General features: G+C 45.1%; 28 protein-coding genes, 1 pseudogene and 1 CRISPR repeat array. Of the genes and pseudogenes, 18 read left to right on the top strand and 11 right to left on the bottom strand.

Annotated elements, in window-relative coordinates; translation table 11 throughout:
* Positions 1-117 precede the first annotated feature (117 nt).
* From cas8c to cas2, 9 genes and pseudogenes are all read left to right on the top strand, one after another.
* Positions 118-2,145 carry a type I-C CRISPR-associated protein Cas8c/Csd1 gene (gene cas8c, locus GXP22_11195; GenBank protein NOX10027.1) on the top strand — a complete coding sequence of 676 codons (2,028 nt, stop codon included), beginning with the start codon at positions 118-120 and terminating at the stop codon, positions 2,143-2,145.
* Positions 2,142-2,981, top strand: a complete 840-nt coding sequence (gene cas7c / locus GXP22_11190) for a type I-C CRISPR-associated protein Cas7/Csd2 (GenBank protein NOX10026.1) — start codon at positions 2,142-2,144, stop codon at positions 2,979-2,981. Before cas8c ends, cas7c begins: the two co-directional genes overlap by 4 nt.
* A 4-nt stretch (positions 2,982-2,985) precedes the next feature.
* The gene (locus GXP22_11185) at positions 2,986-4,014 is read left to right on the top strand and encodes a virulence RhuM family protein (protein NOX10025.1); all 1,029 of its coding nucleotides are present in this window, start codon (positions 2,986-2,988) and stop codon (positions 4,012-4,014) included.
* A 16-nt stretch (positions 4,015-4,030) separates the two neighbouring features.
* Positions 4,031-4,318, top strand: coding sequence for a DUF4258 domain-containing protein (locus GXP22_11180; GenBank protein NOX10024.1), 288 nt, complete (start codon positions 4,031-4,033; stop codon positions 4,316-4,318).
* Positions 4,315-4,539 carry a type II toxin-antitoxin system MqsA family antitoxin gene (locus GXP22_11175; GenBank protein NOX10023.1) on the top strand — a complete coding sequence of 75 codons (225 nt, stop codon included), beginning with the start codon at positions 4,315-4,317 and terminating at the stop codon, positions 4,537-4,539. The genes GXP22_11180 and GXP22_11175 overlap by 4 nt, the downstream gene beginning before the upstream one ends.
* A gap of 18 nt (positions 4,540-4,557) precedes the next feature.
* Complete coding sequence (gene cas4 / locus GXP22_11170; GenBank protein NOX10022.1) at positions 4,558-5,208, top strand: CRISPR-associated protein Cas4; 651 nt, start codon at positions 4,558-4,560, stop codon at positions 5,206-5,208.
* Positions 5,198-5,788 (top strand): annotated as a pseudogene (locus GXP22_11165) (Bro-N domain-containing protein). The gene cas4 and the pseudogene GXP22_11165 overlap by 11 nt, the downstream one beginning before the upstream one ends.
* Positions 5,789-5,793: 5 nt before the next feature.
* Positions 5,794-6,810, top strand: a complete 1,017-nt coding sequence (cas1c, locus tag GXP22_11160; GenBank protein NOX10021.1) for a type I-C CRISPR-associated endonuclease Cas1 — start codon at positions 5,794-5,796, stop codon at positions 6,808-6,810.
* 2 nt (positions 6,811-6,812) lie between these two features.
* Positions 6,813-7,106 carry a CRISPR-associated endonuclease Cas2 gene (cas2, locus tag GXP22_11155; protein ID NOX10020.1) on the top strand — a complete coding sequence of 98 codons (294 nt, stop codon included), beginning with the start codon at positions 6,813-6,815 and terminating at the stop codon, positions 7,104-7,106.
* A gap of 175 nt (positions 7,107-7,281) precedes the next feature.
* A CRISPR array of direct repeats spans positions 7,282-7,713; the repeat unit is 32 nt; unit sequence GTCGCGCCCCGTGTGGGCGCGTGGATTGAAAC.
* A 59-nt stretch (positions 7,714-7,772) separates the two neighbouring features.
* Here the strand turns inward: cas2 and GXP22_11150 are convergent.
* From GXP22_11150 to GXP22_11140, 3 genes are all read right to left on the bottom strand, one after another.
* Entirely contained in the window at positions 7,773-8,054 is a 282-nt protein-coding gene (locus tag GXP22_11150; protein NOX10019.1) for a type II toxin-antitoxin system RelE/ParE family toxin, read from the bottom strand.
* Complete coding sequence (locus GXP22_11145) at positions 8,051-8,317, bottom strand: ribbon-helix-helix protein, CopG family (protein ID NOX10018.1); 267 nt, start codon at positions 8,315-8,317, stop codon at positions 8,051-8,053. The genes GXP22_11150 and GXP22_11145 overlap by 4 nt, the downstream gene beginning before the upstream one ends.
* Positions 8,318-8,498: 181 nt before the next feature.
* Positions 8,499-10,427: a hypothetical protein gene (locus GXP22_11140; protein ID NOX10017.1), complete on the bottom strand. Its 1,929-nt coding sequence runs from the start codon at positions 10,425-10,427 to the stop codon at positions 8,499-8,501.
* Positions 10,428-10,492: 65 nt separating this feature from the next.
* On the opposite strand from GXP22_11140, the gene GXP22_11135 reads away from it, so the two are divergent.
* Both GXP22_11135 and GXP22_11130 read left to right on the top strand, forming a co-directional pair.
* Positions 10,493-11,095 carry a class II aldolase/adducin family protein gene (locus GXP22_11135; protein ID NOX10016.1) on the top strand — a complete coding sequence of 201 codons (603 nt, stop codon included), beginning with the start codon at positions 10,493-10,495 and terminating at the stop codon, positions 11,093-11,095.
* Positions 11,092-11,640: an HPP family protein gene (locus tag GXP22_11130; protein NOX10015.1), complete on the top strand. Its 549-nt coding sequence runs from the start codon at positions 11,092-11,094 to the stop codon at positions 11,638-11,640. Before GXP22_11135 ends, GXP22_11130 begins: the two co-directional genes overlap by 4 nt.
* A gap of 7 nt (positions 11,641-11,647) precedes the next feature.
* Here GXP22_11130 and merA read toward each other — a convergent pair whose 3' ends face one another.
* The 6 genes from merA to GXP22_11100 all read right to left on the bottom strand — a co-directional run bounded on the left by merA (position 11,648) and on the right by GXP22_11100 (position 16,243).
* Complete coding sequence (gene merA, locus GXP22_11125) at positions 11,648-13,075, bottom strand: mercury(II) reductase (GenBank protein NOX10014.1); 1,428 nt, start codon at positions 13,073-13,075, stop codon at positions 11,648-11,650.
* A gap of 240 nt (positions 13,076-13,315) precedes the next feature.
* Positions 13,316-13,597, bottom strand: coding sequence for a mercury resistance system periplasmic binding protein MerP (merP, locus tag GXP22_11120; GenBank protein ID NOX10013.1), 282 nt, complete (start codon positions 13,595-13,597; stop codon positions 13,316-13,318).
* 58 nt (positions 13,598-13,655) lie between these two features.
* Positions 13,656-14,213, bottom strand: a complete 558-nt coding sequence (locus GXP22_11115; protein ID NOX10012.1) for a hypothetical protein — start codon at positions 14,211-14,213, stop codon at positions 13,656-13,658.
* Positions 14,158-14,568, bottom strand: a complete 411-nt coding sequence (gene merR, locus GXP22_11110; GenBank protein ID NOX10011.1) for an Hg(II)-responsive transcriptional regulator — start codon at positions 14,566-14,568, stop codon at positions 14,158-14,160. The genes GXP22_11115 and merR overlap by 56 nt, the downstream gene beginning before the upstream one ends.
* 5 nt (positions 14,569-14,573) lie before the next feature.
* The gene (locus GXP22_11105) at positions 14,574-15,239 is read right to left on the bottom strand and encodes a nucleotidyltransferase family protein (protein NOX10010.1); all 666 of its coding nucleotides are present in this window, start codon (positions 15,237-15,239) and stop codon (positions 14,574-14,576) included.
* Positions 15,236-16,243 carry a phosphotransferase gene (locus tag GXP22_11100; GenBank protein NOX10009.1) on the bottom strand — a complete coding sequence of 336 codons (1,008 nt, stop codon included), beginning with the start codon at positions 16,241-16,243 and terminating at the stop codon, positions 15,236-15,238. Before GXP22_11100 ends, GXP22_11105 begins: the two co-directional genes overlap by 4 nt.
* A gap of 160 nt (positions 16,244-16,403) precedes the next feature.
* Here GXP22_11100 and lptD point away from each other — a divergent pair, with 160 nt between their 5' ends.
* The 6 genes from lptD to GXP22_11070 are packed head-to-tail and all read left to right on the top strand — an operon-like array spanning position 16,404 to position 23,218.
* A complete protein-coding gene (gene lptD, locus GXP22_11095) occupies positions 16,404-18,782 on the top strand; it encodes an LPS assembly protein LptD (GenBank protein ID NOX10008.1) in 2,379 nt (792 codons plus the stop codon).
* Between the two features lie 23 nt (positions 18,783-18,805).
* Entirely contained in the window at positions 18,806-20,110 is a 1,305-nt protein-coding gene (locus GXP22_11090; protein ID NOX10007.1) for a molecular chaperone SurA, read from the top strand.
* Positions 20,111-20,131: 21 nt separating this feature from the next.
* Positions 20,132-21,133, top strand: coding sequence for a 4-hydroxythreonine-4-phosphate dehydrogenase PdxA (gene pdxA, locus GXP22_11085; GenBank protein NOX10006.1), 1,002 nt, complete (start codon positions 20,132-20,134; stop codon positions 21,131-21,133).
* Position 21,134: 1 nt separating this feature from the next.
* Complete coding sequence (gene rsmA / locus GXP22_11080; GenBank protein NOX10005.1) at positions 21,135-21,920, top strand: 16S rRNA (adenine(1518)-N(6)/adenine(1519)-N(6))-dimethyltransferase RsmA; 786 nt, start codon at positions 21,135-21,137, stop codon at positions 21,918-21,920.
* Positions 21,921-21,943: 23 nt separating this feature from the next.
* Positions 21,944-22,327 carry a Co2+/Mg2+ efflux protein ApaG gene (gene apaG / locus GXP22_11075; protein ID NOX10004.1) on the top strand — a complete coding sequence of 128 codons (384 nt, stop codon included), beginning with the start codon at positions 21,944-21,946 and terminating at the stop codon, positions 22,325-22,327.
* A 33-nt stretch (positions 22,328-22,360) separates the two neighbouring features.
* Positions 22,361-23,218: a symmetrical bis(5'-nucleosyl)-tetraphosphatase gene (locus GXP22_11070; GenBank protein ID NOX10003.1), complete on the top strand. Its 858-nt coding sequence runs from the start codon at positions 22,361-22,363 to the stop codon at positions 23,216-23,218.
* A gap of 85 nt (positions 23,219-23,303) precedes the next feature.
* On the opposite strand, the gene GXP22_11065 is transcribed toward GXP22_11070, so the two are convergent.
* The gene (locus GXP22_11065; GenBank protein ID NOX10002.1) at positions 23,304-23,867 is read right to left on the bottom strand and encodes a cytochrome B; all 564 of its coding nucleotides are present in this window, start codon (positions 23,865-23,867) and stop codon (positions 23,304-23,306) included.
* Positions 23,868-24,020: 153 nt separating this feature from the next.
* On the opposite strand from GXP22_11065, the gene GXP22_11060 reads away from it, so the two are divergent.
* On the top strand, positions 24,021-24,509 hold the full coding sequence (locus GXP22_11060) for a helix-turn-helix domain-containing protein (protein ID NOX10001.1): 489 nt from the start codon (positions 24,021-24,023) through the stop codon (positions 24,507-24,509).
* Between the two features lies 1 nt (position 24,510).
* Here GXP22_11060 and folA read toward each other — a convergent pair whose 3' ends face one another.
* Positions 24,511-24,996, bottom strand: coding sequence for a type 3 dihydrofolate reductase (folA, locus tag GXP22_11055; GenBank protein ID NOX10000.1), 486 nt, complete (start codon positions 24,994-24,996; stop codon positions 24,511-24,513).
* Between the last annotated feature and the right edge of the window lie 134 nt (positions 24,997-25,130).

Below are 25,130 nucleotides of genomic sequence, written 5' to 3'. Positions count from 1 at the left end.
TTTAGAATTTCCGCGACCTGATGAATGTACGGTAAGTCGTTTTGTTCGAGCCATGCAACCTAAACGATTTGAAGAAGGCGATAACCTTCTTTCAGTAGAAATTGAGGAGGAAGCTTTATGAGTTGGATGGCGAAATTATATGAAACTTATGAGGCTGGTGTGAAACTTGATTTAGCGGAGTCAGATCAGCTCATGCCAATTAGCCACACTCTGCAAAATGCACATATAAAAATTACTATTGATGGCGAAGGAAATTTTAAACGAGCTGAGGTATTGGAGAAAACACAAATAGTATTACCTGCAACAGAAAAATCTGCTGGCAGAAGCAGCGGTGAAGCCCCTCATCCACTGGCAGATAAAATTCAGTATGTTGCTAAAGACTACCTTGATTATGGTGGCAAAAAAAAAGGCTATTTTAATGGTTATTTAAAGGCGCTTGATAGCTGGTGTAATTCAGAATATTCCCACCCTAAAGCTAAGCTGGTAAAAAAATACGTTGAAAAAGGAAAGGTAGTAAAAGATTTAGTTGAAAGTAAAATTCTTTTTCTGGATGAACATAGCTCATTGCTATTGTCATGGCCGAAAGATAATGAGAATGACGCGCCCAAAATATTTAAAGTCTTACCTAAAGAAAAAGGAAAACTTGATCAGGGGAATGCATTAGTTTGCTGGAGTGTAGAGATTCAGAATGATCCATCTGGTGACACATGGAAGGATAATGAGTTGCAAAAAGCTTGGGTAAACTATGAATTAGCTAATAGTGATCAAACAGGACTTTGTTACATTACAGGTAAAGAAGTGCCTTTAGCAGTTAACCACCCAACCAAGCTTCGCCATACAGGAGATAAGGCTAAGCTTATTTCATCAAATGATATGTCTGGTTTTACATTCAGGGGACGTTTTGCTGATAGTAAAAATAGTATAGAAAAAAATGGTGCGCAGTCAGTTGGAGTTTCTTTCGATGTAACACAAAAAGCACATAATGCTTTACGCTGGTTAATTTCACGTCAGGGGTTTCGAAATGGCGATCAAGCGATTATTGTATGGGCAGTATCAGGAAATGAAATACCTCAGCCAATGGAGAGTACCTGGGATTTTCTGGGTAAAGAACCACAAGAAATATCTGCCCCATTATTAACAGAAGAAAATCAGATAGACCATACAATTGATATAGGCCAGTCATTCGCCAAAACATTAGGTAAATATATGGCAGGTTATCAAGCTAAGTTAAAAGCAACAGATAACATCATTATAATGGGGCTGGATTCTGCAACACCCGGTCGCATGGCGGTGACTTACTATCAGGAGTTATTTCCTGAAGAATATATTAAGCGTATTTCACAATGGCACCACGACTTTTCCTGGTATCAACGTCATAAGATTGAAGAAGATGTTGGCAATAAAAAACCTGTATCGAAGACGATTTGGCCAATTAGCGCGCCATCTCCCCGCTCAATCTGGGAAGCTATATACGGAAGTAAGTTAAACGATTCACTTAAAAAAAATACGGTAGAACGAATCTTGCCCTGCATTGTTGAGGGCCGCTCCTTTCCCCGTGATCTGGTTGATAAAGTAGTACGACAAGCCTGTAATCGCAGTGCTTATAAATTTAAGGAGCAATGGCTATGGGAAAAAAACCTAGGTATTGCATGTGCTTTGTATAAAGGCTATTGCAAGCGTAACCAAAAACAAGAAAAGGAATATATTATGGGGTTAGAACAAGATAATAATTCACGAGATTATTTATATGGCCGTTTGTTAGCGATAGCTGAACGACTGGAAGATATGTCGTTATATGTAGCAGGTGAAAAACGCACTACTACGGCTGCACGTTTAATGCAACGATTTGCAGATCGACCAGCATCCACCTGGCGTAATATTGAGCTGGCATTACAGCCATATATTCAACGTCTAAAAAATAATCGCGCTGGTTTTTTGCACAATAATCAAATACTTATGGACGATGTTATGAATAAGTTTATTGATGGAGAGTTTGTGAATGATAAGCCTTTAAGTGGTGAGTTTTTATTGGCATATCACAGCCAACGAAAATGGTTGCGTGATTATAAACTTGAAAAAGGAAAGTGGGTATTAAAAAATTCTGCAGAAAATAATGAAATAGAAAATATAGGAGATGAAGAATGAGCTTACAAAATAAAATAGATTTTGCCCTAATCTTTAGTGTTAAAAATGCCAACCCAAATGGTGATCCATTAAATGGCAATCGACCACGCACCGATTATGAAGGCTACGGTGAAATAACTGATGTTTGTATCAAACGAAAGATTCGAGACCGATTGCAAGGTAACGGTGAAAGCATCTTTGTACAGTCGGATGAAAAGAAAACTGATGGTATGCCCAGTTTAAAAATTCGTGCGGAATCAGACGAGTATGGCTTAGGTAAAGATGCATTTAATGTTAAAAAAACAACCCCTGAAGAAACTGCACGGCTAGCTAGTGAAAAATGGATTGATGTGCGTAGCTTTGGACAGTTATTTGCTTTCAAGAATGATGCTAAAGATGGTGTTTCTATACCAATTCGTGGCCCAGTTTCAATTCAATCAGCTTTTAGTGTTGAACCAGTCAGTATCACCAGTACGCAAATTACTAAAAGTGTAAGTGGTGAAGGTGACGGAACTAAAAAAGGCTCAGATACAATGGGCATGAAACATCGAGTTGATAAAGCTGTTTATGTGGTTTTTGGTGGTATGAGTCCGCAATTAGCCGAACGAACAGGCTTTAGTGATGGAGATGCGGATACAATCAAACAGGTTTTGCCAAAACTTTTTGAAGGTGATGAATCATCCGCTCGACCAGCGGGTAGTATGTCTGTTAAAAAGCTAATCTGGTGGAAGCATAGCAATAAATCAGGGCAATACTCATCAGCAAAAGTTCATCGGACACTATCAGTGAATGCGGATGGAAGCTATACACTTAATAAACTGGACGGCCTTAAACCTGAAGAAATTGACGGTTTCTGATCTAATGCCAACTCAGCCCAACACCCAATTCATCATCTACCAAACCGAAGACGGCCACACAAAACTGGATGTGCGGTTTCAGGATGAAAATGTATGGTTAACACAAAACCATATGGCTGAGCTGTTTCAAACATCCAACGATAATATCAGCCTGCACCTGAAAAACATTTTTGCGGATGGTGAATTGACTGAAATAGCAACTACCGAGGATTTCTCGGTAGTTCGCCAAGAAGGTTCACGACAGGTTAAGCGTCAACTCAAACATTATAATCTGGATGCTATTATTTCAGTGGGCTATCGAGTGCAAAGCCTTACCGCCACCCGCTTCCGCCAATGGGCTACCACCCAATTACGCGAATACATAGTCAAAGGCTTTCTTCTGGATGATGAGCGCCTGAAAAATCCGGATCAACCTTTTGATTACTTTGATGAACTTCTGCGGCGTATTCAGGATATTCGCACCTCAGAAAAGCGTTTTTATCAGAAAATCACAGATATTTATGCCACCAGTGTGGATTACGACCCGACACAACAGTTAAGTATCAACTTCTTCAAAACCGTACAAAACAAATTGCATTGGGCAATAACGGGCAATACCGCAGCTGAAATTATCCAGCATAGGGCCGATAGTAATCAACCCAATATGGGCTTAACAAACTGGCGCGGAGATAAACCCCGTAAACAGGATGTCGCCATTGCCAAAAACTATCTGAATGAAAATGAGCTGTTAGCACTTAATAATCTGGTTGAACAATATCTTGTATTTGCAGAGGGGCAAGCCATACGCCGTATTCCTATGCATATGCAGAACTGGATAAAAAAACTGGATGGCTTTCTGGCGTTGAATGACCGTAATATCCTTGATCATGCAGGTAAAATATCTCATGAGGTGGCGATGCAACTGGCCAGTGATGAATATAAAAAATTCAATACACAGTGTTTGCAAATAGAGGCGAAACAGGCGGACAAAAAGGATTTTGACACCTTGGCTAATAAAATTTCTGAGCAGGGTAAAAGTCAAAAAAATGAGTAGTGAGGTACACTCTGTTATGAAATGCGACAGTATTATATTTAGTGGTCACGCAATTACACGAATGTTTGATCGTGGCTTGAGTAAAGCTGATGTAATAAGCACAATTCACAGTGGTGAGATTATCTTTGATTATCCAGATGATGAACCCTATCCTAGTAAATTACTGTTAGGAATGGCGAGGAATATTCCGGTTCATGTAGTGGTAGCACATGATAAAAAGGACTATGCTTGTTATGTGATTACTGCATATATACCATCATCTAAACTTTGGCATATTGGTTTCAAAACGAGGAAACAGCAATGAAATGCGTTATTTGTAAATTAGGTGAAACTCATGCGGGGCGGGCAACCGTCACCCTGCATCGAGGCCAGTCTACTATTATCATTAAGGATGTACCGGCGCAGATTTGTGAAAACTGTGGTGAATACTACCTTTCTGATGAAATCAGTGATCAGGTTATGGCTTTGGCAGAAAATGCAGTGCTGCATAATGCAGAAGTTGAAATTCTTCGTTTTGCCGCATAAGTTATTTATTAACTATCAATGGATGACACTGATTACCTGATCTTCATTTCTGCCCTGCAACACTACGCCTATTGCCCTCGCCAGTTTGCTCTGATACATCTCGAACAGGTGTGGGCTGAAAATTTTTTTACTGCCCATGGCAATTTATTACACGAGCGTGTGGACAGTTATGAATCAGAGCAGCGCGGTAATGTGCGCTATGAACGAAGTGTGGCGGTTAAATCTCAACAATTAGGCCTGACTGGCAAACTTGATCTACTGGAGATAGAGGGTAAGCCCGCTACTAAATACTTTCCTGTGGAATACAAACGTGGCAAGCCCAAGAAAGAAGACTGGGACAAAATTCAACTTTGCGCTCAGGCGTTATGCCTTGAGGAAATGCGTGATATTAAAATTGAAGAAGGAGCGATGTGGTATTGGCAGGTGAGAAAACGTGAACCGGTAGTGTTTGATGATGCATTGCGGGCAGTAACATTTGCCGCGATTAAAGGGGCACATCATCTGCTGGCTTCCGGCATTACGCCTTTGCCGACGGATATTAAAAATCGTTGCAAAGCCTGCTCATTAATGGATTTATGTGAGCCGGATGCTTTTCGGAGTGATCATTCGGCAAACTATATAAAGGAGCTGTTTGCAGAAACAACAGGGAGTAAAATAAATGAAAACTGATATGGCATTATTTGAGGATTATGAAATTCGCCGTGTGTATGATGAAGAGTCTGAAACTTGGTGGTTTAGTGTGATAGATATTGTGCAGGTATTAACCCAGCAGGCGGATTATCAGACTGCTCGTAAGTACTGGAATAAGCTGAAACAGCGACTTGGCAGTGAAGGAAGTCAACTGGTGACAGATTGTCACCGGTTGAAAATGACAGCAACTGATGGAAAACAACGACTTACCGATGTTGCTACAGCAGAGACTTTGCTACGTCTGGTGCAGTCTGTACCCAGCCCCAAAGCAGAACCCATCAAACTATGGTTAGCCAAAGTAGGCTATGAACGAATGCAGGAAATGGCCGACCCGGCCATGTCGCTAAACCGGGCCAGAGAAACCTGGCAAAAACATGGTCGAAGTGAAAAATGGATTCAGCAGCGCATGACAGGACAGGAAAGCCGCAATAAACTCACTGATTACTGGAGCAACCACGACATCAAGCAAGGTGAAGAATTCGCCATTCTCACCAATATCATCCATCAGGAATGGGCAGATGTAGGCATAAAGGATCACAAGAAACTGAAAGCCCTTAAAAAGTCATGAAAAAACTACTCAATACCCTCTATATCACTCGCCAGGAAAGTTACCTACATAAAGAACGTGAAACCATTGTCATCAAACAGGGTAAAGAAAAACTAGGGCAGTTCCCTGCCATTAGTATTGGAAACATTCTTTGCTTTGGCCAGATATCAGTATCCCCTTTCCTTATGGGTTTTTGTGGTGAACAGGGAATTGGACTTGCCTTTTATACAGAATACGGAAAGTTCCTGGCGCGTGTACAAGGAAAACAAAGCGGCAATGTATTATTACGACGTGCCCAGTACCGATGGGCTGATCATGAAGACAAATCGATCAGCATTGCACGTTTAATGGTTGCAGCAAAAATCGCCAATGGTCGCTCAGTGCTTATGCGGGAGATTCGCAATCATGGAGAAAACGCAAGGTTAAGTGAAGCCGTTTCAAAATTAGCAGTGAGTTTACGACGAGCACAACAGGCACAAACAGTCAGTGAGGCTATGGGTATAGAAGGCGATGCCGCCAGCACCTATTTTGGCATATTCAATGAACTATTACGTGGCAGTGGTTTTGTGTTTAATGGCAGGGTGCGCCGTCCACCCACTGACCCGGTAAATGCACTACTATCATATGTATATACTCTCATTACACATGAATGTTCCTCCGCATTACAAGGTGTCGGCCTTGATCCCTATGTTGGTTTTTTACATCAGGATCGTCCTGGTCGTGTTAGCCTGGCACTGGATTTACTGGAAGAATTTCGCGCCCCCTGGGGGGATCGTTTTGTCCTAACATTAATCAACCGCCGACAAATTCAGGCAAATGACTTTATCACCGAGGCTAGTGGTGCAATACGGCTAAAGGATGACGCTAGAAAAACCTTATTAACGACCTGGCAGGAACGAAAACAGGTTGAAATCATGCATCCTTATCTTGAAGAAAAGATACCTATGGGCTTATTACCCCATTGTCAGGCTATGTTATTAGCCCGTCATATACGGGGGGACACTGAATATTACCCACCCTATTTGGTGAAATAACTATGCTGGTACTCATAACCTATGATGTTAGTGTTATCGCAGAAGGTGGTACAAGACGATTGCGAAGAATTTCAAAAACCTGCCTGGATTATGGTATGCGTGTACAAAACTCTGTATTTGAATGTGAAGTAACCCCGGCACAATTTGTTACACTGAAAAATGAATTAATGGATATTTTTGACCCTAAAGAAGATAGCCTCAGGTTTTATATGCTTGGCAAAAAAGGACGGCAAAAAGTAGAACATATTGGAGCCAAGCCTACAACCGATCCTGATAATGATGCCTTGATTATTTAATCGCTAACCGTTTGCTCTCATTCATATACCTATACATTAGCGCACAAATAACCCTATGATTTCACATAATATAATTACAAATCATATTATGTGATTGCTCTTTAACAAATTAATTAACAAGGTTAGCGGAATAATTCCTGTTGGTCTTTTTATATCAGTCAGTTAGACTTGAGCGGTCGCGCCCCGTGTGGGCGCGTGGATTGAAACGATGAAAGAAGCCGAGTCCGAACGGTTGCTTGCCGTCGCGCCCCGTGTGGGCGCGTGGATTGAAACACTTTGAGCTGGTTGAATAATATGCCTGAGCAATTAGTCGCGCCCCGTGTGGGCGCGTGGATTGAAACCCCGCAAATTCTACAGTTATCCATAATTCAACCCGTCGCGCCCCGTGTGGGCGCGTGGATTGAAACCCCATGATGATCAACGCTGGGCCGCTGGCCTGTTGTCGCGCCCCGTGTGGGCGCGTGGATTGAAACCTGCCCAACCGCAAACGACATCCTTGATTGGTGCTGTCGCGCCCCGTGTGGGCGCGTGGATTGAAACCGGCCTGGTGCGCTGCGTGGCCGTTACGCGCTGCCGTCGCGCCCCGTGTGGGCGCGTGGATTGAAACCTGAAATATAACGTCTGAAATAACGCCCCGGCTTTTTGCGGTCGCCGTTTATTGATTTGTTATAAGTGCTCTTCTTTGTGATGCCATACCCGTAGGATATATATTTGTTTTGCGTAAATTAAATAACGAGCGATATAATTACCAATAATTAAGTCCCGTATCATTTCAGGATCAGGTGCTTGCACTACCTCAACACCGAGGTAAGGGAATGTTTTTAATTGAGAGATTCCTTTACGTATTGATTTCGCAATTTTTTCAGCAGCCTCTGGATTTTTTGTTGCTATAAATTCTCTCACGCGTATTAAGTCACCTATTGCTTCACGAGAGTATGATATCTTCATACTTTAGGCGGTTTTATTTCGTTATCTTTGCCCCAGCTCTCTAGCCACTCATTGACATCTTGTTCTACAACAACCCTATTTGATTTTACCGAATCCAATGCTTCTAGTGTTTCGACCCACTTTTTATCTTCGAGGGATTTGCGCGCAATAAACTCCTTAATCGCTTGATTTATAAGGTAATTTTTGCTTCTATCAAGCTTGTTTGCCAATTTCTCCAATGGGGTTTCTATTTCTGATTGAAGTCTGACACTTGTTACGCCCATGACGATACCTATGCATATAATTACTATGTAATACATTGTAGGCTCATGCGGGATATATTGCAAAAATTTTGCGCTTTTAAGCTTATAACAGCAAGATAATTGAAACAGTTAGGATTGGTGCGTAATGCGCACCCTACCGTGTGAGATAAAAGTTACCGTTTTTGACCATGATTGCGTCCCATCAAACCAGTTGCAGACGTAGTATCCCTTCCATCTTTTCTGCGGTCTCGGATTTTCCGGTACGACTGTCACCCACCAGGGCAACTGTAATACTCACTTCATCCGGCTTATTACCCATGCGGCTGCGTTTTTCAACGGCTAGATCCTTAATTAAATGAATCAGATCCTCAGCCAGGCGCACGGGGCCTTCCTGCTCGACATTGTCGCGATCATTAAATCCGCAACGGGTTAAGTCTTCGTCACTGTTACCTTCGTAGACACCCGCCATTAGTTGGCTATGTGCGACACCCACCTTGAGTTCATCCCGGTTGATAAGGATATTCATATCACCGATAAAACCCTTTTCATTCTCGGAGAATTTATCAAACAGTAATGGATGTAGAACCGTGCCGTCATTATCCTTCAATAAAGGGAAGGGGTTGGCCCAATAACTGCTTTCCTTGGCTCCACGATGGGTCTGGGTAGAACCGGCGGCAACACGTTCACCAAGACGGAAGTGCTCCAGGGCTGTTTCAATATGCATATCAGACTGAACTGCAGATTCACCCGGTTCAATCAGGCTGAAATTATTCATATATAACAACACATCCAGCGGATCATCACGAAACAGTTCATCAACATCGGCAACCGGTACAATCTGTCGGGCATTGGAGCCGGTGTCCTTGTTATAACCCACCTCACGACCTGCCATCTGCATCTTCGCCTCATCACTAAAGCCATCCAGACAGGCAAAGGCTCCGGTCTCTGTGCCGGTAAATATAGGGCGCGTAACTTTGTCCTTGCCTTTAATCAGACTAATCTTACCCATGTCATCAGCCTTGATTAACATCTCGGCAATATAGTATTCATCCTGCTCATTAAAACGCACGATATAGCGGGTACAACCACAGTGTAGTGGTAAACCACCATCCTGAATCGCCAGTACGTTATGTAAGGTAAGAATCGGCTTCTTGCAATAACCAAAATACTTCAGCTCATCAATATCAGGCACTACACCAATAAGCAGTTCATTTTCTTTATCAAAGTAATAACCCAAATCCGTTAAATCTGAATCAGGCATACCAAAGAAGAAGATGCCGTCGGCCTTACGTTGGTTGATCAGATCGGTCATCTGGGCAAATGGGAACAGATTTAATAACCCCGGTTCCATCTCAATACAACCGCGTGATTTATGGATAAAGGTAACAATCAGTGAATCACCCACCTGTAAGGGCACGGATACCCAGTCATCGGCATTAATCTTCGACTGATCCAAAGGATTATGATCCAGTTCATAAAAGGGTTTTGCGCGTTTATTTGAAGGCGTGGAATAATCGACACCGGTCTTCATATCGGCGGCAATCGTCAATGGAATATGCGCCAACAGGGCATAATCAGCGGGATAATTAAAATAATGCCCGGATATCTCTCCAGCCGTCACATTCGGTGAGGCATCCATCCCTGGGGTACGACGAACACCCTGTTCAAGACCGACCTTGTTAAGCAGGTCACGGCGGGTCTCAATAATCAGATCATCAACAATCTGTGCCTTGGCGGAGACCTTGTTCTTTACTGTCTCCGGTGTTTCCGAGCCGGTTGAGATCACATCATTTTGCAGACGAATCAGACGCGTGTAACCCTTGCCTCGATAATGATGAAAGCCACCATCAATAAAACGCACCAGTTCCCGGGCATGTTCTTCCTGTTGCCGGCTTTCAAAACGATCTGATTTAAGAATCTTGATCAGATCACGGGCACAGATATTCCTGATAAAGCCAATCTTATGTGCAGCCTCATACTTCTGTTTTTTGGAACGATGCTCCAAATCACTAATGAATTCTGCTTTATAAATTTTTAAAAAACGGGAGAAGGCCAGGCTTCTAAGTAATTGATCAGGCGTACTACAACCATCACGTATTTCGAGGATCTTTTCCATAATTTCTTTATTCATTGCTTCAACAGGGGAGATATAATAAACCTTATACTATCTTGAAGCCAATTTATAAGAGGTTTACTGTGACCAAAGATGGCATCATCCAATTTAATCATCCGCTAAGAGAATCCCGTCCTGTGGATAAGACGGTCTATAATTTGCTTGAGGTCATTCGAAGAAAGGTCTTTAATAACAAATGGATCGGTGTTTACCCCGATGGCGTTGGCTATGGCAACCTCAGTTGTCGTCTACAGGATCAAACAGGATTTTATATCACTGCCTCACAGACCGGCCATCTGCCCACCTGCCTGCCCGAACACTACTGTCAGATCCATGACTATGATTATCAGAAAAATCAGGTTAGTTACTCGGGTTGCCTACCCCCTTCTTCCGAATCACTGACCCATGCCATGTTTTATGAACTGGATGATGCTATCGCTGCGGTTCTTCACATCCATCACCCCCAGGCCTGGAGCCAACTAAAAAAACACTTACCATGCACCCATGAGGATACCACTTACGGTACAATAGAGATGGCAATGGAGATCAAAAGACTGTATCAGATGCCTTACCTGCACCAGGAAAAATGTCTGGTGATGGCTGGACACAAGGATGGGCTCATCAGCTTTGGTAAGGATCTGGTCGAGGCGTTCAATATCATGCAACAAACTCTGGAGAGACTATGAGACATTATCTGGCAAGAATGAAGAGCAAAGAACCCTCCCCAGCAAGAATACCCCTAATAAAGATTCTCTGGTCATGGCTGGGAGCCTTTATTGGTATCTACCTCATCACCAGTATTGGCAATTCATTCACTGGTGACGCAACAATCAATCTATTTCTAATCGGTTCCTTTGGTGCCTCCGCCATGCTCGTCTATGGCGCACCATTAGCCGAATTCTCACAACCACGTAATCTGGTTGGCGGACATATTATCTGCGCTCTGATTGGTACCGCCTGCTACAAATATATTCACCTGGATCTAGCAATGGTGACTGCCATCGCGGCATCGACCTCTATTGTTATTATGCACTTTACCCGCACCATGCACCCGCCCGGTGGTGCCACCGCCATGATTGCCGTCATAGGTAATACACAGGTGCATGATCTGGGTTACTGGTTTGCTCTAAGTCCTGTTGGCCTCGGCACTATTATCCTGCTGATTGTTGCTGTTATGGTCAATAACCTGTCGGTCAATCCCAAGCGCCATTACCCGCGTTACTGGTTATGAAAAACCATCATCCTGCACAACAGGAAAGCTGACTGACATCCTTATTAAAGGTCTGCGCAGTTAATTTCAACCCTTCCACCATGGTTAAATAAGGGAATAACTGATCAGCCAGATCCTCAATAGTCATCCGATTTCGTATTGCCAATGCAGCACTCTGGATAATCTCACCACCGGTATCAGCCAGTACCTGGCAACCCACAATACGGCCACTTTGTTTTTCCACCACCATTTTAATAAAGCCCCGGGTATCCATGTTGGCCAGTGCGCGCGGCACATGCTCCAGTGCCAGCGTCCGACTCTCAACGAACAAACCCTGATCGCTTGCCTGTTGCTCGGTTAAACCGACCGTAGCCACTTGTGGAGAGGTAAAGACCACCGCTGGCATTACTGATAGATTGATTGCCTTGTTGCCACCGGTCATATTAATTGCCGCACGAGTACCCGCAGCGGCAGCCACATAGACAAACTGTGGTTGATCGGTGCAATCCCCTGCCGCATAAACCGATTCAATATTGGTACGCATGTGATCATCAACAATAACCCTGCCCTGTTGATCCAACTGGATACCCGCCTTTCCTGTCTCCAGTTCAGCGGTATTCGGAACACGTCCGGTTGCAACCAGTAATTGATCGGCACATATCTCTGTATCAAATAGATTGAGTATAAAACCCTCATCATTGTGACGAATAGATTCCACCTGTGTATATAACAGGACATTTATGCCTTGCTCTGCAAAAATCGCCTTTAAACCTTCACCAAGTGCTGCATCCTGACTGGATAACAAAGTACTGCGTGCCAGTATTGTTACCCTGGCACCCAGGTTATGAAATGCCTGTGCCAGTTCCAGTGCCACCACTGATGCGCCCAGAACGACCAGATGATTCGGGATATCCTCCGCAACCAGAGCTTCTGTTGAAGTCCAGAAAGGCGTGTCCTTTAAGCCATTAATATCAGGGATAGCAGGACTCGCCCCTACTGCCAGCAGGATACGATCGGCCTTGATCTCTCTCTCAACGCCATCCGTTTGTGTAACGATTAGTGAATCCGCATCCTTAAATCGAGCTCGCCCGAGTATCAAACTAATAGCAGGATTACTTTGTAGAATACTTTCATACTTGGCATAGCGTAACTTATCCACCCAGTCCTGTTGCTGCGCCACCATTGTTTTACGATCAATATCTGCCTGATTCAAAGCCACACCACTAAAACCATGATGCGCTTGAAGATGAGCAATATGGGCGGCACGAATAAATATCTTCGAGGGCACACAACCAATATTGACACAGGTGCCACCAATTACCTCTGCTGCTTCAATAATAGTTACCCTTGCTCCCTGCTCCGCCGCCTTGATTGCCGCAGCAAAGGCAGCCGATCCTGTGCCAACAATAGCAATATGTAAGGCATCACGATGTTTACCATGTCCACAAGTTGTCATATCCCCTCCAAATCACGGCTAGTATCCTGTCAACACTCAAGAGACAGGGATTGCGCTTCTCTATCAGAGACCCTTGCCCGCATGGACGCGGGCGTGGAGCCTACATGGATGTATTCACGGCGTGTTTCTGATAGAGCAGCGTGATTCATGTCTCGAACTTACCAGGCATATTTTTTCTATTAATATCATGTTATTACAGTCATTAAATAAATTATTAACGTAGCAGCAGTGCTCGTGTTACTAAGGTTGCAGACTGGATGGATAACCCGCATTTGCAGTCGCATTGATCAATGCCTCAACATTGGTTTTATCCGGGTCAAAGGTAATAGTTGCCGTCTTGCTATCAAAGCTGGCCTTTGCCTCAATCACACCCGGAACCTTTTCCAGAGCCTTACGAATAGTGATAGGACAAAACTGACAGGTCATACCCGGCACATCCAGTATCACTGTTTTATTATGGATTCCCGCCTGCGCTGGAATGACGGTACTGTGTGCGGAAATGACGGTAGGTGAGACTGTCATCATAATCGCCATCATCAGGGAAAGTCCTATTGCACGTATCATTGGTATTACTCCCGTACTATTCAAAAAAGAGGGTGCCGTAATATGGAAATGCCAGTAGCGCCAACAAAAGCACGCTAACAAGCCAAAAGATTATTTTCTGGTTATGCAATGTCGCCGATATAGCACAAGTATCACCGAGAGCACACTGACGAGGCATCAAATAGAGTTTACGAAAGGCCAGGAACAAAAAGATCAACGTTATCCCGATAAAAACAGGGCGATAAGGTTCCAGTGCAACAAGGTAGCTAATCCATGCACCACCGATACCCAATGTCAGCAACACCAGCGGCCCTACACAGCATAAAGAGGCACCAATCGCAGCAAACGCGGCGGCAACCATAGAACGGTTGTTACTTTTTTCAGGTATTCCTGATTTCAACTCTGATATTACCTTTATACCTAAGGGTGCTCTGATCGAGCCTGATATTTTATGCGGGCTAAAATGACCTGCACCGCTGATGCAATTAAGAATAAACCCCGTACCATGGTACAGAGTCAAATGTTTTTGATTAATAAAACTACGGATGCTTACCCGACAAGGTCTCAATGATTGGGCAATGACTGGAATAATCATCATCCTGACAAGTCTTGATCAATGTATCGAGGGTCTGACGCAGGCTTTTAAGCCCTTGAATTTGCTGATCAATATGTGTACGTTTCTCCTCAGCACGGGCACGCACATCAGCACAACAGCCCGCCCCTAACTCAAGCAGTTCTGCGATCTCTTTTAAACTAAAGCCTAACTGTTGGGCTCGCTTGATGAAACGAATACGATCAACGGTATCAAGCGAATAATAACGGTAACCTGTAACAGGTTTGGCAGGTTCATTAATCAGTGCAACTCGCTGGTAATAACGTACCGTTTCAACATTAACGCCCGCAGCATCCGCAATGCGTCCAATAGTTAAGCCTTTTTTATTGCCGGACATGCTGTTTACCCTTTGATAGAATTCCTGATGAGCGCCTGCAAACGCGCAGGCGTACCAATATCCTGCCACTGCCCGGTGTAATGTTCCCCCGTCACCTGCCCCGCCTTCATAGCACGACGCAACAAAGGGGCTAATGGAAACACACCCGCCACACACCTCTTAAATAGATCCGGATGATAAACACCTATACCACTAAAGGTCAGCTTAGAACCTCCTTCAGGCTGCACCTGGTTCTCGTGCAAACAAAAATCACCCTGCGCATGATGAACGGGGTTATCAACCAATACCAAATGGGCTAGACCGGGGATCTTCCTGCATAATCGGGCAAAGGGGTAATTTGTCCAGATATCGGAATTAACGACCAGAAAGGGATCTGCACCCAGATAAGGTAATGCATTAAATATACCACCGCCTGTCTCCAGCCCCTGTTCCAGCTCCTTTACATAGGTAATTTGGGCACCATAGGCATCGCCATTGCCCAGACAGGTCTCAATCTGTTCACCCAGATGATGAAGATTAATCACCATATCAGTCAAACCATCGCGCACCAGGGCATTAATCAGATGTTCAATCAGGGTGTTATCCCCAACCTTTAACAAGGGTTTAGGGGTATTATCTGTTAACGGACGCATACGTTCACCACGCCCTGCGGCCAGAATCATCACCTTCATACGGCGATCAACTTCTTGTGTAACTGGGGTAAAACCACCTGTTTCACCAAATTGGCAAGGGGAGTTAATGTCTCATAGCCTGAAGCGACATCAACAATATATTCCAGGGTACGAGGAATATCCTGTAGATAACCGACTTTGTTATCGCGGCAATACAGTCGTGCAAAGATACCGGCCACCTTAAGATGACGTTGTATACCCATCCAGTCAAACCACTGCATAAATTGCCGGTCATTCACCTCTTCACGCAATATACCACTGTGTATCGCCAATTCCCGATAGCCAGACACCCATTCTTCAACCTGAGAACGAGGCCACTGGATATAACTATCGCGCAACAAAGACACCAGATCATAGCTTACCGGCCCCCATACAGCATCCTGGTAATCAAGGATTCCCGGGTTGTTTTTCTCGCTAACCATCAAATTACGTGAATGATAATCCCGATGCACACACACCTGGGGCTGTTCCCGAGCGGATACCACCAGCTGCTGAAAGGCATCAGGCAAGGTGTCCTGACGGTAATCATCGACATCCAGCCCCAGATATTCCTGCAACAACCAGCGTTCAAACAACGCCATTTCTGCCTGCAATAATCCCTCATCATAAAGTGGCAATTGTTGTTGCTCAGGGCCACAAGCCTGTAGTGAAATCAAGGCGGCCATGGCATCGCCATAAAGGCGCTCCACCGTTTGCGGGGTCAAATGACTCAGGTAATCCTGGTGACCCAGATCAGATAACAGGAGATAACCCTGTTTCAGGTCACTGGCAAAGACAACAGGGACATTCAAACCGATTGCTGATAACAGTTCTGATAGACGAACAAAGGGTTCACTATCCTCATGCTCGGTGGGTGCGTCCATCACGATGTAGCTATTTGGCCCCTGGCTAACCCGGAAATAACGCCGAAAACTAGCATCCTCCGATGCCGGCTCTATATGATATTCATCGAAGTTAAGCTCAGTCTCAAGCCAACTTTTCAGTTGTTGTAATCGTTGTGGCATTATCATTAATCCAGTCCGAGGAAATTCTTGACCCATTATAACCCTGATTAGCAAGGTTACACTGGCAAAAAATAGCCAAAACACATACAATTCCATGCATCCTGGAGAGCATCATCCACACCATAACAACAGAAGCATTACTGCACACGCTGGAACCCCATTGTTACGCATCAAAGCCACCCTTTTATTGTCTCTTAGTCTGATCATATCCACCCTGTCGGTGGATATTCTGGCACAATCAGGCCATGAACAATGGAATTGTCTGCCACTGGATAGCGCTACCAGTTGGAACTGCATCAGTCAAAAAAAACAAGTTCATCAAACAAAAACACCTGCCGCACACACACATGCGCATACACCCACGGCACCTCAATCAACGACAAAACCAGCAGCCCAAAAAAAACCGGTAGTACAAAAACAATCATCAGCAGAAACCATCTGTCACCCGATACAACGTGGCGAGGCACAGACCATCGATAATCATCGACCATTACAGATCAAAGCCGATGAGGTAAGCGGTAACCCGGAACAGCAATATCAACTCAAGGGCAACATCAAGATCGACTGGAATGATAAGCAGTTGCGTGCCCAACAGGCGCTGTACCAGATACCACAGACTAATATACTGATCGAAGGGGAATTACAATACCAGGATAATCAGGTGTTAATGACAGGACGTGATGGTCAGATCAACACCCTTTCCCGACAAGGCAAGATCAAATCAGTTGAATATCAGTTCCGTCAAACTCCGGGGCGCGGTACCGCCGAGACCCTTTCCCTTACCGGCCCTGGCAAGATGTCGTTGGAACAAGCGAGTTACACCACCTGTGCAACAGGCAATGACCACTGGCTATTAAAGGCCAGCAAGGTTGATATCGATCAGAACGAAGGCAAGGGCTACGCCCGCAATGCCCGTATTGAGTTTATGAATATACCCTTACTCTATACCCCCTATATCAGCTTCCCCATTGATGATCGACGCAAGAGTGGTTTTTTAACACCCTCATGGGGCAGTTCCAGCCAGACCGGGGCCGATATCAGGATACCCTGGTACTGGAATATATCAGCCAATCGTGATGTCACTATTACCCCGCGTCTACTCGGACGTCGTGGTTTGCAATTACAAGGCGAGATGCGCTATCTCAATAAAACCAGTCAAGGCAGAATCGCTGCGGCATATCTGCCATCTGATGCGGTGTTAAAAGAAAATCGTAGCCTGTTCTCGCTCCAACACACAAGCAAGATAGGCAGTAAACTCACCACAACGGCAAACCTGTCTACAGTCTCGGATGAGACCTATTTTGAAGATCTGGGCAACAACCTGGGAGCGAGTAGCCGAACCTATCTGGAACAAACTCTAGCGACCACCTTATCAGGTAATAACTGGAGTCTGACTGGACGGGTACAAAATTATCAAAATCTGGATTCCAGTATCAGCAATGCCAATGAGTCTTATCAACGACTCCCGCAGATCATGTTCTCCACCGATAAACTACGCACGGGTGCAGGGCTGGAATATCAGATACAGGCAGACCTGACACACTTTTACAAAAAAGGGCAAATCAGTGGTAATCGCCTCATTCTGGAGCCATCCGTCCAGTACCCGATGCAAGGCAATTTCTGGTTTATCAAACCTACAGCCAGGCTCCACTCCAGCCTCTATCGACTCGATAATAACGCACCCGGAGCAAGTAAAAACATACAGCGCAACATACCAGGCTTCAGCCTTGATAGTGGACTATTCCTGGAACGTAATCTGACGATACAGCAACAGGCACTCACCCACACTATTGAGCCACGCATCTTCTACACCAGAACACCTAAACGTGACCAGAGCCAGATCCCGATATTTGATAGTGGCTTACTCGACATTAACCAGCCTCAACTCTTTGCTGCCAACCGTTTTAGTGGCAATGACCGTATTGCTGATGCCAATCAACTAACACTATCTCTCGGTAGTCGTCTGTTACAAAGCGACACCGGAGAACAACTGGTATCATTCAACATCGGTCAGATCATCTATTTCTCGGATCGTACTGTCACGCTGCCAGGCCAGGCCATTGAGACAACAAAAAGCTCCAGCATCATTACCGAATTTGATGCCCGCTTGTCATCAACCTGGAAAATGGACTCCAGCTTGTACTGGAACCCCGATGATAACCAAACCAAACGAGGGGATATTCGTTTTCAATACCGTCCCGATCAATACCGTTTGTTTAATCTGGCCTATCGTTTTTATGAACAACAAATGGAACAAATCAACACCTCCATGGTCTGGCCTATTAATGGCAACTGGAATGCTATTGCCAACTGGAACTATTCTCTGCGAGATCGACACCTGACCGAAGGACTTGCCGGTCTTGAATATGATAGTTGTTGCTGGAGTCTGCGTTTGTTATTCCGTGACTATATTAATAATAGTAGCGGAGAAAACAATACTGCCTTCTATCTACAACTACAATTAAAGGGATTAGGTAATATTGGCAAACCCATCGAATCACTACTGGCCAGAAGTATTCTGGGCTATCAGGAACATTGAATAATGAGAGATTGGAACGCACCATGAGAAAACATATATTATTATCAAGCATTGCATTGCTAATCGCCCTTATACAGCTGGTACCTGCTTACGCAGAACCAGAACCCATTGATCGCATCATTGCTATCGTAAATGATGATGTTATCCTGCAAAGTGAACTGGACAACAAGACACGTTCTGTACGTCAACAGTTACGCGACCAGGGCATCCAGCCGCCATCACTGGAGCGATTACAAAGCCAGGTATTGGAACGACTGGTCACTGAGAACCTGCAGCTACAACTGGCTGAACGCAGTGGCATTAAGGTAGACAATGAAACCCTGAACAATAATCTGCGCAATCTGGCGCAAAAGAATAATCTTACGTTAAAGGAATTCAGGGTGGTACTTGAACGTGATGGATACACCTATGCAAACTTCAGAAATGAAGTCCGCACCCAGATTATCCTGAAAAAACTGCAACGTCAGTCAGTGGCTAATCAAGTTCAGGTCTCACAACAGGAGATCGATAATCTGCTTGCCAATCAAAAGACCTGGGGCGATGTTGATCAGGAATATCATGTCGGTCATATTCTGATACCCAACCCTGAAGCAGCCTCACCTGAACAGATACAAGCCACCTACCAGACAACAATGGAGGTTCTTAAAAAATTACAGGATGGTGCCAGCTTCTCATCGATGGCTGTCGCCTACTCCGCTGGCAAGAAGGCACTGGAAGGTGGTGATATTGGCTGGCGTAAGCGTGATCAGATACCCACCATGTTCGTTGACATCATACAAAACATGCAGCCAGGTGAGTTAAGCAAACCTATCCGTAGCCCTAGTGGCTTTCATATCATCAAACTCATTGATAAACGTGGAAGCCAACCTCTGTTTATATCCCAGACCCTGGTGCAGCATATCCTGATGACACCCAACACAATAACAACAAGACAGGCGATCAAGTTACGTCTTGAACAACTCCGCACCCGTATTAAAGCTGGTGAAGACTTTGCCACGCTTGCGCTATCGCATTCTCAGGACAAAATCTCTGCAGCCGATGGTGGAAAACTGGGTTGGATTAGTCCTGGGGAATATCCTATGGAATTTGAACAGGCGATGAACAAGCTGGCTATTGGAGAAATCAGCGAACCTTTGCGCACTCCCTTTGGATACCATCTTATCCGTGTTATTGACCGCCGTAATCATGATAGTACCCAGGATTATCAACAGGCAAAGGCGCGTAATTCAATCCGTCAACGCAAGATTATAGAAAACACCGACCTATGGCTAAGACGACTACGGGATGAAGCCTATATTGAGTATCGCATTGAAACCCACGATCTATAAGACCGACCTGGAAACATCTGGATGTTACGTGTAGCCCTCACACCGGGTGAGCCAGCAGGCATAGGACCCGATCTTTGTATCCAAATGGCTCAACGGGAACATGGCTGTGAGCTGATCGTCATCGCCGATCCCGTCGTACTGGAACAACGGGCACAGCAGATTGGCCTGCCACTTAAGCTGAAGGACTTTGACCCACAACGCCCCAGGGAAAGACAACGGAAACGTGAATTACAGATCATTCCCGTTAGCATGAGTCACCCCGTTGCATGCGGACAGCTTAACCCGGCTAATTCTGCCGCTGTATTAAAGGCACTTGATTGCGCCATTGATGGCTGTCTACGCAAAGACTTTGATGCCCTGGTGACAGGCCCCATGCACAAGGCTGTAATCAATGATGCAGGCATCCCCTTCTCAGGTCATACCGAATACCTTGCTGCACGGAGTGCCAGCGAGACTGTTGTCATGCTACTAAGCACCCCCATGGAAGACACACCGGATCATCCCTTACATGTTGCATTAGTTACCACCCACTTGCCACTATCGCAGGTCAGTCAAACCATTACAGCAACACGTCTGCAAGATATTATTCGCACTCTAAATCATTCGTTCAAGAGACATTTTTCCTGTCAACAACCCGCTATCCTGGTCTGTGGACTGAACCCACATGCCGGTGAAGGGGGCCACCTGGGTCATGAAGAAATCGAAATTATCATACCGGTACTGGAGCAACTCCGTAAGGAAGAAATTAAACTGATTGGCCCAATCCCCGCTGATACGGCATTTACCAGCCAATACTTACAACAGGCCGATGTGATACTCGCCATGTACCACGACCAGGGTCTGGCGGTACTAAAACACCGCGGTTTTGGCAAGGCCGTCAATACCACTCTGGGTCTCCCCTTTATTCGTACCTCGGTTGATCATGGAACAGCATTAACACTAGCCGGTTCCGGTCATGCCAATAGTGAAAGCCTGGAGGCTGCACTACAAATGGCACTGAAACTACAAAAAAACAGGTTATGATATGAGCCATACTCCACGTAAACGTTTTGGTCAGAACTTCCTGCATGACCCAGGTGTTATTCAGCATATTGTCCATGCTATCAACCCCCATGCAGGGCAATCCATTATCGAGATTGGCCCTGGTCAGGGAGCCATCACCCGTCCACTACTTCAGCGTTGTAAACAACTGACAGTGATTGAACTGGATCGTGACTTGATTGCCGGGCTAGAGACTCTGAACGATGATATTCATCAACTCCGTATCTATAATCAGGATGCGTTAAAGACTGACTTTTGTGATTTAAGGGAAGAAGAACAAAGACTACGTATTATCGGCAATCTGCCCTACAATATATCCACACCCCTGTTATTCCATCTGCTACAACAGGCACACTGCATCAAAGACATGCATTTCATGCTACAAAAAGAGGTGGTTGATCGCATGGTTGCCAGTGCCGGTAGCAAGACCTATGGTCGGCTCTCGGTTATGCTGCAATATTATTGCAAGGTAGAACACCTGTTTGCTATCGGTCCAGGGGCTTTTAATCCGCCACCACGGGTTAATTCCGCCTTTGTTCGACTCATCCCGCACTCAAAGGCACCCGTTGATGTTAATATCACTATACTGGAGCAGGTCGTCAGAACTGCCTTTTCACAACGTCGCAAGACCCTGCGCAATACCTTAAAGAGTCTGTTGAATAGCGAGCAAATTCAGACCACCGGAATAGATCCAGGAATACGTGCAGAACAACTATCGCTACAACAATTTGCACAACTCGCCAATCTCGTAGAGAATAATGCAACATAAAGGAAGCGTTAACGGAAATCACCATGAACGACAAACCGAAGCACAATATTCAGATCAAGGTTGAAGTAGTTTATATCGAGGGACAATCCGACCCCGACAACCATCGTCATGTATTTGCCTACACCATCACCATCAAAAACGAAGGCGATATCGCCGTTCGATTAATCTCACGTTACTGGAAGATCACCGATAGTGATGCAAAAATTCACGAGGTCAGGGGTGATGGTGTGGTAGGAGAGCAACCTCATCTTAAACCGGGTGATCAATTCCAGTACACCAGCGGTACCATGATAGAAACCCCTGTCGGCAGCATGGAAGGTTATTATCAAATGATTGATGATGATGGCATAAAATTTGAGGCACGAATTCCCGTATTCAGCCTGTCCCTGCCCCGAACCCTGCACTAAGTAGGACTATGGGGACAGACTTAAGGTGCCGTTATGACAAGCTATGCCATTGGTGACATCCAGGGTTGTCACGATCAACTACTCACCTTACTGGACAAAATCAACTTTGATCCTGCCAATGATCGACTCTGGTTTGCCGGTGATCTGGTCAATCGGGGGCCACTCTCTCTAGAGACCCTGCGTCTTGTCTATCAACTCGGTGATCGTGCCGTAACCGTGTTAGGTAATCATGACCTCCACCTGTTGGCAGCCGCCTATGTCCCACAACACAATTATCCTGTTGATACCCTGCAAGCCATCCTCGATGCCCATGATCGTGAACCATTACTAGACTGGCTACGTTACCAACCACTCATGCACCATGACCCGGAACTAGGCTACAGCATGGTTCATGCCGGTATTCCTCCGCAATGGAACCTGGATCGGGCACGACAATATGCAGGAGAGGTCGAACAAGCCTTACAACAACGCCCCCTGGAGTTTCTTGAAAACATGTACGGTAACAAACCGGACCAATGGAAACCTGATTTACGTGGTGCTGATCGCCTGCGCTATATCACCAATTGTTTTACCCGACTCCGCTTTTGTGACCCGTCAGGAAAACTCGACCTGAAACACAATGGCCCACCGGGTAGTCAGCCACCCCCTTTTGTCCCCTGGTTCAGCATCAAACAACGTGCCACCCGCAACGAACGCATCCTGTTCGGGCACTGGGCCGCCCTATTGGGAGTCGCTGATCAGGATAATATCTTCGCCCTGGATACCGCCTGTCTATGGGGCGGCACCTTAACGGCTCTGTGTCTGGAGAATCAACAACGAATCAGCGTTCAATGCCCAACATCTCAAGATCCAGAAAGGTTTATAAAAAAATCAAGGAGTCAGGGCTCTTGATTTACTTTTTTCAGAAATTATAAGGAGTCAGGGCTCTTGATTTACTTTTTTCAGAAATTATGTGGAAATGAAAATCCGCCCCCTTTTACTGCTTATATCCTGTAATCATAGCCTTAATCAGGTTCTCTTTATGAACACGCGATGAAACAAGCACTCCAAGCACGTGAACTCCGATCAGAAACAGACTTAAACCGGCAAAGAATTCGTGCACCTCTTCCAGTAATTCTTCTTCGTCATCATCAACCAACTGCTCCACAACAACAGGAATCCCCATATCCATTAATTGATATCCCTGTTCCAGGGCATAACCTGTCAAACCAGTCAGACTCAAACTTAATAATAATGCCAGAATCATCCAGCCACCGGCTGGATTATGTCCAACATAATGTTCCGGCTTACCTGATAACAGATCCTTTAGATAACTCAACATCTTCTCAGGCGAAGTAACAAAACCACTAAAACGTGCATATCGACTGCCGATAAAACCCCACACAATACGCGTCACTAATAAAGCAAGAATAATGTAGCCCGAGTAAATATGAAGATCATCCCACTCATCACCCGATAGATAAGCGAGCAGAAAAAATAATACTAGCGACCAGTGAAAAACCCGCACCAGAATATCCCATACATAGACTTCTTGCTTCATAACACCACCGCCTCTATTAATCTTGAATGATGTCATAATAATAAACACAATCACTTGAATAAACATCGGACAAAGGTCTAAAATAAACTCTGTACAACATATGACTAACAATATAACTCATTGATTCACATAGGACTGATATTGAACATAGCCATTAACAAGGAAACCACTCTGATATCTGTACTGAGCCTGATCGCAATCGCTAGTGGTATCGACATCATGACCGACCTGACACATGGCGCACCCATGCAACACATCATCAAGGAAACCATGATTGTTGGCATTGCCATTATCGCTATCACCTACCTGATAAGAGGACTACGCAAACAGAATCGAGAAATCATGGCCTTAAAGAACGCGCTGGAAAACACCTACCCACCTAAGGCCAGTGCCTATATTCTGAATGCCCGAAAGAAATTAAGTGAAGTGATTACACAACAATTTGAGGACTGGAAATTAACCACCAGTGAACGTGAAGTAGGGTGGCTATTACTCAAGGGACTAAGCCTGAAGGAGATTGCAGCCATTCGAAACACATTGGAAAAGACCGTACGCCAACAGGCTTCTGCCATTTACCGTAAGGCTGAATTACCCGGTCGTCATGCCTTTGCTGCCTGGTTTATTGAAGACCTACTGGGATAGACTAACGCTCCAGCACCAGAAAGCTATAATCATGGTCGTTGTTTGTATCGGCCTGATGATCCTCACGCGAACACTCCCTCCATTCTGCACCCAGCTCAGGAAAATGGGCATCTCCTTCAATATTACAATGCACCCGCGTCAGGTAGATTCGGTCTGCTGCCGCCAGCATCTGCTGGTAGAAATAAGCACCACCAATAATCATGATCTCATCCGGGGTTTCCTGCTGCGCCTCAGCCAGAGCGGCTTCAATCGAATCCACCACCACACAACCCGGTGCTTCCAGTTCAATATTACGACTCACCACAATATTAGTTCGTCCCGGCAGAGGTCTGCCTATAGACTCGTAGGTCTTACGCCCCATCAGGATAGGCTTGCCCATAGTGACCGCCTTGAAATGCGCCAGATCAGCAGGTAGATGCCAGGGCAGACGGTTTTCAATACCAATCACCGAATTCTCAGCCATCGCTACCACTATTGATATCTTCATATATCCTCTTGTCATTTACTAGTAGACGGGAATCCACAAACCATGGTGCGTGGTACGCACCCTACCCTGATAAATACCCACTGGTAGGGTGTGCATTGCGCACCAGCGTTTATTCCAACATTTATTGGTGCGTG

The sequence above is a fragment of the Gammaproteobacteria bacterium genome, assembly GCA_013151035.1.
Taxonomy (GTDB): Bacteria; Pseudomonadota; Gammaproteobacteria; order JAADJB01; family JAADJB01; genus JAADJB01.
The sequence above is the reverse complement of the archived record's forward strand: the minus strand, read 5'-3'. Positions and strand labels throughout refer to the sequence as shown.